The 13,909-nt window shown below is 71.6% G+C and carries 8 protein-coding genes; 2 read left to right on the top strand and 6 right to left on the bottom strand.

Translation table 11 applies throughout. The features are described 5' to 3' along the window. Window positions 1-260: 260 nt before the first annotated feature. The 3 genes from dapF to miaA form a co-directional block, all read right to left on the bottom strand. On the bottom strand, window positions 261-1,130 hold the full coding sequence (gene dapF / locus WJM95_RS24745; protein WP_339131992.1) for a diaminopimelate epimerase: 870 nt from the start codon (window positions 1,128-1,130) through the stop codon (window positions 261-263). Between the two features lie 173 nt (window positions 1,131-1,303). Beyond that, entirely contained in the window at window positions 1,304-1,837 is a 534-nt protein-coding gene (locus tag WJM95_RS24740; protein WP_339135814.1) for a hypothetical protein, read from the bottom strand. 107 nt (window positions 1,838-1,944) lie between these two features. Further along, window positions 1,945-2,883 carry a tRNA (adenosine(37)-N6)-dimethylallyltransferase MiaA gene (gene miaA, locus WJM95_RS24735; protein WP_339131991.1) on the bottom strand — a complete coding sequence of 313 codons (939 nt, stop codon included), beginning with the start codon at window positions 2,881-2,883 and terminating at the stop codon, window positions 1,945-1,947. Between the two features lie 224 nt (window positions 2,884-3,107). Here miaA and WJM95_RS24730 point away from each other — a divergent pair, with 224 nt between their 5' ends. After that, window positions 3,108-3,371 carry an antitoxin gene (locus WJM95_RS24730; RefSeq protein ID WP_339131990.1) on the top strand — a complete coding sequence of 88 codons (264 nt, stop codon included), beginning with the start codon at window positions 3,108-3,110 and terminating at the stop codon, window positions 3,369-3,371. A gap of 58 nt (window positions 3,372-3,429) precedes the next feature. Here the strand turns inward: WJM95_RS24730 and WJM95_RS24725 are convergent, their stop codons facing one another. Both WJM95_RS24725 and miaB read right to left on the bottom strand, forming a co-directional pair. Next, window positions 3,430-4,203, bottom strand: coding sequence for a class III extradiol dioxygenase subunit B-like domain-containing protein (locus tag WJM95_RS24725; RefSeq protein ID WP_339131989.1), 774 nt, complete (start codon window positions 4,201-4,203; stop codon window positions 3,430-3,432). A gap of 470 nt (window positions 4,204-4,673) precedes the next feature. After that, window positions 4,674-6,203: a tRNA (N6-isopentenyl adenosine(37)-C2)-methylthiotransferase MiaB gene (miaB, locus tag WJM95_RS24720; protein ID WP_339131988.1), complete on the bottom strand. Its 1,530-nt coding sequence runs from the start codon at window positions 6,201-6,203 to the stop codon at window positions 4,674-4,676. A 518-nt stretch (window positions 6,204-6,721) separates the two neighbouring features. Here miaB and WJM95_RS24715 point away from each other — a divergent pair. Beyond that, a complete protein-coding gene (locus tag WJM95_RS24715; protein ID WP_339131987.1) occupies window positions 6,722-12,856 on the top strand; it encodes a LamG-like jellyroll fold domain-containing protein in 6,135 nt (2,044 codons plus the stop codon). 131 nt (window positions 12,857-12,987) lie between these two features. Here the strand turns inward: WJM95_RS24715 and WJM95_RS24710 are convergent, their stop codons facing one another. Then, the gene (locus WJM95_RS24710) at window positions 12,988-13,875 is read right to left on the bottom strand and encodes an alpha/beta hydrolase (RefSeq protein ID WP_339131986.1); all 888 of its coding nucleotides are present in this window, start codon (window positions 13,873-13,875) and stop codon (window positions 12,988-12,990) included. Between the last annotated feature and the right edge of the window lie 34 nt (window positions 13,876-13,909).

The following is a 13,909-nucleotide window of genomic DNA, read 5'->3' as shown; positions in this document are numbered from 1 at the left end:
AGATGGTGTCGATCCCCCGTCCGGGCCGGTGCTTGATGCTACCGACCCCACCACGCCCGGCAGACCGCCTCTCGGCGAGCGTGAAACGGATCACCCATTCGAGCGAAGGTTTTGGGGTTTACGGTTTCGATTTTCTGGAATGGACGGCAAGGACGTACGACGTCCGTCCAGTGGCCGGCCGGCCGGGGCGGCGGCGGACCCGATGCGGGCACCCTGCGCCGCCGCGCGGGTCGGCGCCGCGCGGGTCGGCGCCGCGCGGCTCAGCGCTGTGCGCCGTCCAGCCACTCCGTGTCGATCTCGCCCTCGGCGACGATCACCGCCGGGCCCGTCATCTCGATCTCGCCGTCCGGGCGCTCGGTGATGACGAGGCGTCCGCCGGGCACGTCGACGGTGTACGTCACCGGGGTGCCGGTCACCGCGGGGTCGGCGTCGTCGCGGCGGGCGGTGGCGACGGCCACGGCACACGCCCCCGTGCCGCAGGAGCGGGTCTCGCCGGAACCGCGCTCGTGGACCCGCAGGGCGACATGGCCCGGCCCACGGTCGACGACGAACTCGACGTTGACCCCGTCCGGATAGGCGGAGGCCGGGGAGAACGGCGGCGGCGCGTACAGGTCACCGGCGTGCGCGAGGTCGTCCACGAAGGCGACCGCGTGCGGGTTGCCCATGTTCACGTTGCGTGCGGGCCAGCTGCGCTCGCCGACGCTCACGGTGACCTCTCCCTCGGGGAGGAGCGCCTTGCCCATGCCGACGGTGACGTCGCCGTGCTTGGCGATGTGCACGGGCTTCACGCCCCCGCGCGTGGCGACCGCGATGTCGCCTTCGGCCACGAGCCCGGCGCGGTGGAGGTAGTGGGCGAACACACGCACTCCGTTGCCGCACATCTCGGCGACCGAGCCGTCGCCGTTGCGGTAGTCCATGAACCACTCCGCCTCGGCCGCCATCTCCTTGGCCTCGGGGTGCTCGGCGGACCGCACGACGTGCAGCAGACCGTCGCCGCCGATGCCCGCGCGGCGGTCGCACAGCGCGGCGACGGCGGCGGGAGGGAGGTCGATGACGTTCTCCGGGTCCGGGATGATCACGAAGTCGTTCTCGGTCCCGTGCCCCTTGAGGAAGGCGATCCGCGTGCTCATTCCTCGATCGTACGGGGTCGCGGCGGACGTCCGAACGGCACGGGTGGGGAGGAACGCGCCGTGGACAAGGCGCGGACCCGGAGGGGACGAGCGGACCCGGAGCGCTGCGCGGCCCCGGGGACGGGAGCGCGCCTGGGAGCAGGAGTGGCCCCGGGGGAAGGAGCGGGCCGGGCTCAGCGCAGCCGGGCCACGCGTCCGACGGCGAGCACGGCCACCGCGGCGACGACCACGACGTACGCGAGCACCACCCGCCAGTCGGCGCGTCGGCCTGAGCCGCGCGGCGGGAGGCCGGGCAGCGCGTACCCGACGCGGCGGGCGGCCATCAGGCCCCAGCCGGCGGCGCACAGGCAGATCAGCAGTCCGAGCATGGCGACCACGGCACCGCCGTCACCGAACTCGAAGGCGAGCGGGAAGGCGAACATCAGGGAGCCCGTCGCGGCCAGCGCCACGATCGGCGCGAGCTGCCAGATGCGCAGCAGACGCTGCGGGCGCAGCTCGACCTCGACCTCCGGGGACATCTCGCCGGGGCCGGGGCCGTCGGCGATCACCCCGTCGGGGGTGTCCTCGGGGCCGTCGGAGCTCAGTCGCTCTCCGCCCAGCTCCGGCTCGACGCCGGGGTCGGCGTCCGGATCGATGCTCAGACGAACTCCGTCCCGATCAGCACCGTATTCAGCGCCTCGTGCGGTGTCGCGAGGGCCGGCCTCCATCGCCACGCGCCCTCCCAACTCGGACTTCACTGGTCGATCGAAGCTCGATGATGGCACGGCACCGGAGGCCCGGATGACGGCCGGAGCGTCCCGATGCCATGACGTGATCAGGCTGTGACCGGTCGTTCGACCAACGCCAGTGCGAGTTCCTGAAGTTCCGTGAGATCCGTCGCAGCCCCACTGAGCCAATGCACCCTGGGGTCGCGCCGGAACCATGAATCCTGACGGCGCGCGAAGCGCTTGGTGGCGCGTACGGTCTCGGCGCGGGCGTCGTCCTCGGTGCACTCCCCGGAGAGCGCCGCGAGCACCTGCTGGTATCCGAGCGCGCGGGACGCCGTGCGCCCGGCGCGCAGTCCCCGCGCCTCCAGCGCGCGGACTTCGTCCACGAGCCCGGCCTCCCACATCCGGTCCACCCGGCGGGCGATGCGCTCGTCCAGTTCGGGGCGGGCCACGTCGACGCCGATCTGAAGGGTGTCGTACACGGAGTCGTGTCCCGGCAGGTTGGCGGTGAAGGGCTTGCCGGTGATCTCGATGACTTCCAGGGCGCGGACGATGCGGCGGCCGTTGCTGGGCAGGATCGCCTCGGCGGCGCCGGGGTCGTTCATCGCGAGCCGCGCGTGCAGGGCCCCCGGGCCGCGCAGGGCCAGCTCCTCCTCCAGCCGGGCACGCACGGCCGGGTCGGTGCCGGGGAACTCCATCTTGTCGACGGCTCCGCGGACGTACAGTCCTGAGCCGCCCACCAGGACGGGCCAGCGGCCCTCGGCGAGCAGCGCGTCGATCCGGGCGCGGGCCAGCCGCTGGTACTCGGCGACGCTGGCGGTGACCGTCACGTCCCAGACGTCCAGGAGGTGGTGCGGGACGCCGCCGCGCTCGGCGGGCGTCAGCTTGGCGGTGCCGATGTCCATCCCGCGGTAGAGCTGCATCGAGTCGGCGTTGACGACCTCGCCGCCGAGATGCCTGGCGAGGAAGACGCCCAGATCGGACTTTCCTGCCGCGGTCGGTCCGACGACGGCGATGACCCGGGGTGCGGGGGGTGCGCTGCTCACCGCCCCAGTCTCGCAAACCCGGGGGCCTCTCCTCCAACGAGCCGGGCGATGCCCCGCCTCACGCGACGGCGGCCCGCACCGGGCGACGCGGATGTTCGCCCTCACGAGTAACGTATGGACCTGATATGGGCGTTTTTGAACGGCTTCTCCGGAGGCCGGAGGCCGCCGACACCGAGGCCGACAAGGGCTCCCCCACGTAACTGCCGCGCGAGGGAAGGCGAACCATGGGTCTGATGGACAATCTGAAAGCCAAGCTGGAGCCCGCGAAGGGCAAGGTCTCCGGGCTCGCGCAGCAGCACGGGCACAAGGTCGCCGACGGGCTCGACAAGGCCGCCAAGGTGGTCGACGAGAAGACCAAGCACAAGTACAGCGACAAGATCCACACGGGCACGGGCAAGGCGAAGGACGCCGTGGACCGCCTCGCTCACAAGGACGACGGCACGGACACGAGCCCGCCGGACGCGCCGACCCCGCCCCGGGCGTCCTGACCGGCGCGCGCACCGGCCCCGAGGGATCCTCCGTCGTCGGGGCCGCCGCTTCCCGCTCCTAGGACCAGGCCGCCACGAGGTATCCCACCCCGTAGGGCGCGTCGTCGTGGAGCAGGTCGCCGCCGAGTCCCGCGCCCGCGGCCGCGCCCGCGAGGATCTGCCAGGGGGCACGACCCGCGGCCTTCAGTTCGTACGCCAGGGAGGCGTCCAGCGCCTTGAGGGCCGCGACGTCGGCCGCCGCGAGCGCCCGCGCGACCTCCGCGTCGAAGGCCTCGGCGCGCTCGTCGAGATAGCCGGGGGCCTTGAGGGTCCTGCACGCGCTGGCGTCCCCCATCACCAGCAGGGCCACCCGCCCGGCCCGCGCGCCGATCCGCTCCCCGGTCTCGACGCACCGCTCGGTCTCCAGGGGTTCCCCCACCCCCAGCCCCTCCACCGGGGCGTCGGACCAGCCGGTGCGCTCCAGCAGCCAGGCGGCCACGGCGAGGGAGGACGGCAGTTCACGTCCGGAGGACGCGTGGCCCGTGCCGTCCGGGCCGGAGTGCCCGGCGCCCGTGCCGGAGTCGCCCACGCCGTCCGCGTCCGGGCGGCCGAGGCGCACCGTGAGGTCGACCCCGAAGCCCCCGAAGGAGCCGCGTGTGCCCTGCGGATGGCGTCCGCGCCCGCTCTCCCCGGCGGGGCCGACGACCACCAGCAGGTCGGGACGGGACGCGGCGAGGACGCCGAGCGCGTCCGTGCAGGCGGCGCGGACGGCGTCCAGCTCGGGCGCCGCGCCGGCGGCGACCTCGGGGACGAGCAGCGGAGGGCAGGGGCAGACTGCGGCGGCTACAAGCATGATCCGCAGCGTAACGCCGTACGCCGCCGGTCCGCCGGGGCCCCGCCCAGCTTCACCGCCGGTGCGCCGGGGTCCGCCCCGGTTCCATACGCAGCCGGTCCGCTGGGGCCCGCCCCGGTTCTGTACACCGCCGGTCCGCCGGGGCCCGCCCCGGTTCCGTACACCGCCGGACCGCCGGGGTCCACCCCGGTTCCGTACACCGCCGGACCGCCAGGGTCCCGCCCCCGTGCCGTACACCACCGGACCGCCGGGGTCCGCCCCGGTTCCGTACATCGCCGGACCGCCAGGGTCCCGCCCCCGTCCCGTACACCGCCGGTGCGCCGGGGTCCGCCCCGGTGTCGTACGTCGCCGTCGGACCCCGATCGGTCACCACCACAGGACGCAGCCGCAGCCTCGGCCACGGTCAGCGCGGGCGGCCCCGGCCGCCGTCAGCTACGGCCCCGCCGGTCACCGCCGTCGCCGTCGCTCGCTCAGTCGCACCCGCAGCCGCTGCCCGTGGCGGCCGGAAGGGGCTCCGGGGCGCCGATCTTCGGCAGGCCCAGCATGACGCCGACGGGCTTGGCGGCCTCGGCGGCGTTGCGCTTCTCCCAGGCGTCCCCGGCGCGCGTGCGGCGCACGTCAAGGACGGCGCCTTCGGCGAGCAGGTGGTGCGGGGCGGCGTAGGTGATCTCGACGGTGACCACGTCACCGGGGCGGACCTCTTCGTCCGGCTTGGTGAAGTGGACCAGCCGGTTGTCCTGGGCGCGGCCCGACAGCCGGTGGGTGGCGCCGTCCTTGCGGCCCTCGCCCTCGGCGACCATCAGCTCCAGGACACGGCCGACCTGCTTCTTGTTCTCGTCCCAGGAGATCTCCTCCTGGAGGGCCACGAGACGCTCGTAGCGCGCCTGGACGACCTCCTTGGGGATCTGCCCCTCCATGGTGGCCGCCGGGGTGCCGGGGCGCTTGGAGTACTGGAACGTGAAGGCGGCCGAGAAGCGGGCCTCACGGACCGCGTGGAGCGTCTGCTCGAAGTCCTCCTCGGTCTCGCCGGGGAAGCCCACGATGATGTCGGTGGTGATCGCCGCGTGCGGGATGGCGGCCCTGACCTTCTCGATGATCCCGAGGAAGCGCTCCTGGCGGTACGAGCGGCGCATGGCCTTCAGGACGGTGTCCGACCCGGACTGCATCGGCATGTGCAGCTGCGGCATCACGTTCGGCGTCTCGGCCATGGCGGCGATCACGTCGTCGGTGAAGTCGCGCGGGTGCGGCGAGGTGAAGCGCACGCGCTCCAGTCCCTCGATCTTCCCGCAGGCGCGCAGCAGCTTGCTGAAGGCCTCGCGGTCGCCGATGTCGCTGCCGTACGCGTTGACGTTCTGGCCGAGGAGGGTGATCTCGGAGACGCCCTCGGCGACCAGTGCCTCGATCTCGGCCAGGATGTCGCCGGTCCTGCGGTCCTTCTCCTTGCCGCGCAGCGCGGGGACGATGCAGAAGGTGCAGGTGTTGTTGCAGCCGACGGAGATCGACACCCAGGCCGCGTACGCGCTCTCGCGGCGGGTCGGGAGCGTGGAGGGGAAGGCCTCCAGGGACTCGGCGATCTCGATCTGCGCCTCCTCCTGGACGCGGGCGCGCTCCAGGAGGACCGGCAGCTTGCCGATGTTGTGCGTTCCGAAGACGACGTCCACCCAGGGTGCCCGCTTCACGATGGTGTCGCGGTCCTTCTGGGCGAGGCAGCCGCCGACGGCGATCTGCATGCCGGGACGTTTCGTCTTCATCGGGGCGAGGCGGCCGAGGTTGCCGTAGAGCTTGTTGTCGGCGTTCTCGCGTACGGCGCAGGTGTTGAAGACGACGACGTCGGCGTCCCCGTCCACACCCTCGGGGGCCCGCACGTAACCGGCGTCTTCGAGCAGCCCGGACAATCGCTCCGAGTCGTGGACATTCATCTGGCACCCGTAGGTACGGACTTCGTAGGTCTTGGGTGCTGCTACGTCCACTGCGGGGCTCCGGTCGCTGCTGATGGTCATGCCTCAAGGGTAGGCGCTCCCCGGAGGGCCCCGGCCCCGCGCTCGCGATCGGGCCGGACGGCCCTCCCGCAGCCCCTCGTGGATCAGTCGCGGCGCCCGGGCTCCGAGAATGCCGAGCGCCTCGTCGGGCGCCGTCCGCCGCGGCCCGGGGAAGAACCTCTCGAAGATCTCCTGCCCGGACCGGGCGCCCGAGTGGCCCTCCGGGTCCATGCCCGCGTCGAGCCGATCCGCCGAAGGAGGACAGCCGAAGATCATCTCCCCGGTGATCCTCACGCCGGGACCCACAGGGGCTTCACAGGTAAAGGTTCTCCCGTGAAACCCCCAAGGATCATGAGCACTTGAGACCCAAGTTGGTGCTGATGGAGCAAAAACGGACCAACTTTGTTCTCTGGATGGTCAATTGGCGATAGACCCTTCTTGATCCGGGACCTCAGAATGCACATCGGCGCGGACCCACGGGGGGAACCGCACGAGACCAGCGAAGGATCCCGAACTGCATGTCCGCCTTTCGCACACCCATGCGCACATCCAGACGTTTAGCGGCCAGACCTGTCGCGGCAGGCGTCGTCGCGGCCCTGGCCGCGGCCTCCCTCTCGGCGACGGTGCCGGCCCATGCCGCACCCGCCGGCTCACCTCATCCGGCGTCCCACCACGGCAGCCACCCGCACCCCTCGGCCAGGCGGTTCAACGCGACCGAGTCGGCGTCCGCACGGGCGAAGGCGACCGGCAAGCCGGTGACCGTGGACCAGCTGACCGACTCCGGCACCATGGTGGTGGCCAACCCGAACGGCACCTTCACCCGCACCGACTCCTCCATGCCGCAGCGCACCCGGCAGCACGGCAAGTGGGTGCCCATCGACACCAAGCTGGTGCGGCGGGCGGACGGCACCTGGGCGCCCAGGGCCACCGTCACCGACGTCACCTTCTCCGGCGGCGGCTCCGGCGCGCTGGTCACCCTGCGCGACGGCGGCGACAGACTGGGCTTCTCCTGGCCCGGCACGCTGCCCAGGCCCGTCATATCCGGTGACACCGCGACCTACCCCGACGTGCTGCCGCAGGTCGATCTCCAGCTGACCGCGGACGCCTCCGGCTACTCCTCGATCCTCGTCATCAAGTCCCCCAAGGCCGCCGCCGATCCGCGTCTGAAGGCCCTCGCCCTGAACACCACGTCGGCGGGCCTGAAGCTGGCGCCCACGCGCGACGGCGGCGCACGGGCCACGGACAGGCGGACCGGCCGGACCGTGTTCCACAGCGACACCGCGCTGATGTGGGACAGCGCGGGCAAGCAGTCCGCAGGCAAGGCCGTGGCCCGCGTCTCGTCCGCCTCCTCGGCCGGAGCCGAGCACAAGGCGGCGGCCAAGGTCGGCCGGCACCGCTCGCGGGTCCGGGTCACCCTGAAGCCGGGCAGGCAACTGCTGGGCCTGGACAAGGGGTTGCTGACCGCCAGGACCACCGCGTATCCGGTCTACGTGGACCCCGAGTGGAGCGGCAGGCCCTCCCAGCTCGACTGGGCCCGTATCTCCGACAACGGCTGGAACGTCTACAACTCGACCTCCACCTCGGGTGCCACCAACGCCCGCGAGGGGTGGGACAACGACAACCCCGGCAACGGTGAACGGGCCCGCACGTACTACCAGATCAACACGAGCGGCATCAAGGGCGCCGTGGTCAGCCACGCCTCGCTGTACGTGAAGGAACTCTCCGCCGCCTCCTGCGACGACACCCCGGCCGCCGTGTACGGAACCGAGCGCCCCGCCGGCTGGAGTTCCTCCTCCCTGTACTGGGGTCACGAGCCCGGTGGCCGCACCGGATCGCTCGGCACCAACCCCAAGAGCCACGAGGCCGGCACCTGTCCCGTCACGGACGGCGCCAACTCCTGGGTCAGCCCGCCGTCCCTGGAGTTCGACGTCACCTCCCGCGCGGTGAGCGCGGCGGCCGGCGGCTGGAAGAGCATGACGCTGATGGTCCAGTCGCCCGACATGAACGACCCCCACCAGTGGAAGCAGCTCGCCTACGGCGGCGGCGCGACCATGTCGGTCACCTACAGCTACCGCCCGAAGCTCAAGAACGGCACCGGCACCCCTGCCATCAAGCCGTCCATCGTGAGCATGGGCAAGACGATGACCACCACCCACACGCCGACGCTCTCCGCGCGCGCGGTCGACCCCGACCTGGCCGGCGGCAGCGAACTGGTGCGCGTGGAGTACAACCTCTACAACTCCTCGGGCACCCTGATCCACCAGGGCTTCGGACCCAGTACGGACTCGAAGAAGCGCGCCCGGTACAACACCAACGGCAGTGACTGGACCGCCCCGAGCCTGCCGGACGGCGCCTACACCTGGAAGGCCACCGCGCAGAACGCGGCAGGGTACTGGGCCGGCACCGGCTCGGGCATCTGGACCAAGACGCAGAGCTTCACCGTCGACACCAGCGCGCCGCCGGCCCCGACGGTGACGTCGAGTCAGTTCCCGGCCAAGCAGATCGGTTCCGCCTTCGGCGACAAGGGCACCTTCACGGTCAGCAACAACCACACCAACAACATCACCGGGTACCTGTTCTCGCTGGACGCCACGCTCGGCAACACGGTCTACAGCAGCAGCGTCACCCACTGGACCACGACCACGAAGATCGCGCCGGGCAAGGCCTACTACGCCACCTCGGACAACGGTCCCGGCACCGGCACCTCGGTCGTCAACGGCAGCGCCTCACCCGCCTTCGCACCCGGCACGGCGGGGCCGCACACCCTGTACGCCAAGGCCGTGGACCAGGCCGGATCGACCTCCATCACCCAGACGTCCTACGCCTTCTACGCGGGTGCCGGCACCCCGACGTACGCCTACGGCGACAAGATGGTCGGCGGCTGGACGGCGACCAACGCCGACGGCACGACGACGGTCGTACCCAAGGCGACGACCACCAGCAAGGGCGGTCAGCTGATCACCCAGGCCGCGGGCAGCGGCTACGAGTTCGCCGACGGCTTCCAGGCGTTTCTCGCGAACAAGAGCACCACGTCGAAGGTGGTCAGCGGCGACAGCGCCACGCTCGGCTTCGACATTCCGAAGGACGGTCCCTGGAGCTTCGGCGTCAACCTGACCAAGGCCAAGGACTACGGCATCTACCGCCTCGTCCTGGACGACGGCAAGCCCACCCAGGCCACGCTGCTCAGCGGGTACGACGCCTACAACTCGTACGTCACCACCCAGTTCGTCAATCTGGGGATCCCCAAGGACGCGAGCGGTCAGCTGCTCAACCTCAAGCAGGGCGTCCACACCCTGACCCTGACGCTGACCGGCAAGAACCCCGGCTCGGCGGGATATCAGGCGGGCGTCGACGTCCTGCGGCTCGCGCCGGCACTGACCTGCACGATCAACGCCACGAGCAGCTGCCTGAACAACACCGCCACCAGCACCTTCACCACCACGACCAGCGCGGCCGACGCCGACGGCTCGGGCAACAGCATCAACTCCGCTGACTTGACCAGCACTTCGGGCTGGCAGAGCGGCAAGACGGTGACCGTCGACGGTGCGACCGTCACCCTGCCCAAGTTCGGCACCGGCACCTACGACAACATGCTGGCCTCCGGCCAGACCGTCACCGTGCCCGGCACCGGTGTGGTGAACACCGGTGACGCGCTGGTCCTCCTCGGCTTCGCCACCGGTGGCGCGGCCAAGGGCACCACCGGCACCATCACCTACGCCAAGAACAACTGCCTCGACCCCAACGGCGATCCAGCCGAGCAGCCCTACCAGCTCGACACGGTGCCCGACTGGCTCAGCGGCCCCGCCTCCGCCGCGTCGGTGACCCTGGTCCACCAGAACCACAGCAACAACACCCAGACCAGCCCCAGCCCCGGTCCCAAGATCTACGCGATCAGCGTCCCGCTGGCCTGCCCCGGCTCGGTCATCAGCAGCATCTCCCTGCCCCTGTTCACCAACGGCGTCCAGGCCGGCCAGCCCACTCTGCACATCCTCGGCATGGGTGTGCGCCCGCTGACCGCCACCGGGAGCGGAACGAGCGCCCAGCACTGGGTGGGCACCTGGTCCTCGGTCCAGGACACCGCCAAGGTGCAGCAGTCCGGCGGCACCACCGCCACCGTCAACGGGCAGACCCTCCGTATGCCGGCGCACGTCAGCATCGGCACCGACGACGGCAACGGGGTCCGCGTCCACCTGTCCAACGCGATGGGCACCGCGCCCGTGACCTTCGACGCGGCCTCCGTGGCTCCGCAGGACGGCACCACGGGCGGCGCCACGGCGGCCTCGGCGCCGAAGCCGCTGACCTTCAACGGCGCGGCCTCCGTCACCGTCCCCGCGGGTGGCGACGTCGTCAGCGACCCGGTGACCCTGGCGGTCCCGCAGCAGTCGACCGTGCTGGTCAGCGTTCAGGTGCACGGCTCGGTGACGGCCATGGCGGGCCACGCGGCGGCGCAGACCCCGGTATGGGTCAGCGACGCGGCCAACCGCACCGGTGACACCGCCGCCACCAAGTACACGCAGACCACGTACACCGGTCTGCCCTACCTGGCCGGCATCGACGTCACCACGCCCGCCACCGCGCCCACCGGCTCGCTGGTCCTCTACGGCGACCAGAGCGTCAACGGCGACACCGCGAGCGGCGACGGCCGGCACCACCTCAGCGACGCCATCACCGGCGCCATGGCCGACGACCCCAACGGCGACAGCACGGTGGACTACGGCGTGCTGAACGCCGGCACCAACAGCGGCAGCCTGACCAACAACCTGCTGCCGCAGACCACCAACAGCGACACCCCGACGAACGCGCTGAACCCGCTGGACCGCAATGTGCTGGCCCAGGGCAACGTGCGCACCGTCCTCGTCTCGACCGGTGCCACCGACCTGCTCAACTGCACCGGCGACGCCAACACTTGCGCCACCAAGGTCGAGAACGGGCTGGCCTCGCTCAACAGCCAGCTGAATTCGTACTACACCGACGACGGACAGACCTACATCAACGGGCAGCCCGTCACACAGAACTCCAACATCACCGTCTACCTCACCACCATCCCGCCGTTCACCGCCGCCCACCCGGGCACGGCGGCCCAGGAGGCGGCGCGTGAACAGGTGAACACCGACCTGCTCAACAACTACCCGACCCAGATCATCGACCTCGCCGCCGCGGTCTCCACGGACGGCACGGCCACCTCGTCGACCGTGAAGTCGGCCGACCTCACGTCCGGCAACCCTTCCGACGCCTACTACACCGACCTCGCCGGCCGGTACCTCAACGACACCAACACCCAGGTCGTCGGCATCGCGCCGAACCTCGTCGTCCCGCTCGCCACCGGCGGCGACACCCCGGACAACGAGTGGGACCTGGCCTCCGACGGCACCGACGCCCGCGGGGACAACCCGTTCGCCCCGGTCGGCGGCGCGACCTTCGGCGCGACGAGCCCGGACGCGGTCAACGCCCCCGCCGGTGCCACCCGCTTCGACGGCAGCACCGGATTCCTGGAGAGCGACCACACGGCCGTCAACACACTCGCCGACTACTCGATCTCCGCGTGGGTGAAGCTCGACTCGGCCGACAACCCGGCGACCGCCATCTGCGAGGGGACCAGCCAGCACCAGGCGTTCTATCTCGGCTACGACCGGGACAACAAGGGCTGGATGTTCCAGACCACCACCACCAACGACGAGAACTCCTCCTTCCCCACCGCGGAAGGAGACGCCAACACCGGCGCGCTGGGCACCTGGACCCACCTCCTGGTCACCTACACCGCTCCCGTGGACGGTGACGCGGACACCGGCGTCATGGCGATCTACCAGAACGGCACCCTGATGGGGACCGCCTCCAACCTCAGCCCCCAGTACGACTCCTCCATGCCCCTGACCATCGGCGGCTGCGTCAACAGCCCCGACGACGCCACCCCGTACAACGCCTTCCCCGGCTCCGTCTCGGGCGTGCAGGTCTACCCGTACGCCATGACGGCCGACGAGGCCGGTCCGGGCAGCGTGATCGTGCCCACGGGCTGGGAGAGCGGCATGCCCGAGGACGAGTGGAAGCTCGCCGCCAGCGGCGCCGACACCTCCGGCCTCAATCCGCTCACCGCCTCCGGCGGCGCCACCTACGGCACCGACGCGCCGAGCGGGACGACCGGGAGCGTCGCCTTCGACGGGAGCACCGGCTTCCTCAAGAGCAAGCAGAGCGCGGTGAACACCCTCGGGGACTACACCGTCTCGACCTGGGTGAAGATCAACTCGGCGCTCGGCACCACGGCCGTCTGCCAGGGAACCACCCAGCACCAGGCCTTCTACCTCTCCTACGACAAACCCAGCAAGGCCTGGATGTTCCAGACCACCACCACCAACGACGAGAACTCCGACTTCCCGACCGCGGAGGGGGCCCCCGATTCGGCCCCCGTCGGCACCTGGACCCATCTCGTGGCCGCCTACCGGGCACCGGTCGCCGGTGTCTCCGGCTCCGGCTCGATGGCCCTCTACCAGAACGGGACCCTGATGGGGACCGCCACCAACATCAGCCCCCAGTACGACTCCTCCATGCCCCTGACCATCGGCGGCTGCGTCAACAGCGCCTCCGCCACGACCCCGTACCTGGCCTTCCCCGGCTCCGTGGCCGACGTCCACGTCTATCCGCGGACCCTCTCGGCGACCGAGATCGGCGCACTGCACTGATCCACCACCGACAGGGCCCCCGTCGCTCCGGGAAGGAGCGGCGGGGGCCCGTCCGTGTCCGCGGCGCGGTGCGGGCGGCTCGGCCGAGGAGCCCGACCGGCCGGCTCACCCCCGGGCGCGGGCGACCGTGATCATCCACCCAGTCCGACGAAGCGCTCCGCGACGGTCGCCGCGGCGGTCCCGAGCAGGATCGTGTAGTGGTTGGAGCCCTCGATCAGCTCGGCCGGAAGGCCCGTGGGCCCGTCGGTCCACCGCCGGACGACGGACGCCGGCAGCATCGGCGGCTCCTGGCCGAGCAGTCCGAGCGGCGCGCGCAGCAGCAGGGCCGGGACGCGCAGTTCCGTGAGGCGGGCGGCGAACAGCCCGTCGGAGGTCAGCAGATCCCGTCCGTCGTGTCGCACGGCCTCCTCCCGCACCTTCGACCGTCGGGCGCCCAGGGGTCCTGTCACGTCGTAGCGCACGTACGCCTCGATGTCGGCGTTCCAGTGCGGTCCGAGGGCCGGGTGCGCGCGGAAGAAGTCGACGTAGGCGGCGTCGGTCCCGTACGTCCTGCCGAGGCGGGCCAGCGCAGGTCCGAGCGTGGCGTCCAGGACGGCGTCCGGGTCCGCGCCGGGCGGGACGGGCAGCGGCAGACCGCCGTCGACGAGCAGCAGCCGGTCGAACAGCGCGGGCCGGCGCACGGCCGCGAGCAGTGCGGCGTACGCGCCCATCGAGTGGCCGGTCAGGGCGACCGGGCTGCCGTCGCCCAGGTCCCGGGCAAGACGGCACAGGTCCAGGGCGTGCCGGTCGAGGCCGTACGGTCCCGGGGTGGCCGCGCTTCCGCCACGGCCGCGCAGGTCGGGCGCGAACAGGCTCCACTCGTCGGGGAGCCCACGGGCCAGGGCGCGGAAGGACATCCCGGATCCGGTGATGCCGTGTGCGGCGAGGGCGATCCGCGGTCCCCCGCCGAACCTCAGGACACGCAGGGCGCCGCCCTCGACGGGGAGATCGAGTTCGGCCGGTTCGTTCGGCTCGTTCATGCGCTCTCCTGGTCGTCGCTGGTGCCGTGGGGCG

Source organism: Streptomyces sp. f51, assembly GCF_037940415.1.
Taxonomy (GTDB): domain Bacteria; phylum Actinomycetota; class Actinomycetes; order Streptomycetales; family Streptomycetaceae; genus Streptomyces.
Note: the sequence above shows the minus strand (reverse complement) of the source record. Positions and strands in the feature narration are given on the sequence as shown.

Bases quoted from the DNA above. Each gene is read 5' to 3' on its own strand.
- WJM95_RS24715 (WP_339131987.1), top strand. From the start codon at position 6,722: ATGCGCACATCCAGACGTTTAGCGGCCAGACCTGTCGCGGCAGGCGTC.
- WJM95_RS24730 (WP_339131990.1), top strand. From the start codon at position 3,108: ATGGGTCTGATGGACAATCTGAAAGCCAAGCTGGAGCCCGCGAAGGGC.
- miaB (WP_339131988.1), bottom strand. From the start codon at position 6,203: ATGACCATCAGCAGCGACCGGAGCCCCGCAGTGGACGTAGCAGCACCC.
- WJM95_RS24725 (WP_339131989.1), bottom strand. From the start codon at position 4,203: ATGCTTGTAGCCGCCGCAGTCTGCCCCTGCCCTCCGCTGCTCGTCCCC.
- dapF (WP_339131992.1), bottom strand. From the start codon at position 1,130: ATGAGCACGCGGATCGCCTTCCTCAAGGGGCACGGGACCGAGAACGAC.
- WJM95_RS24710 (WP_339131986.1), bottom strand. From the start codon at position 13,875: ATGAACGAGCCGAACGAACCGGCCGAACTCGATCTCCCCGTCGAGGGC.
- WJM95_RS24740 (WP_339135814.1), bottom strand. From the start codon at position 1,837: ATGGAGGCCGGCCCTCGCGACACCGCACGAGGCGCTGAATACGGTGCT.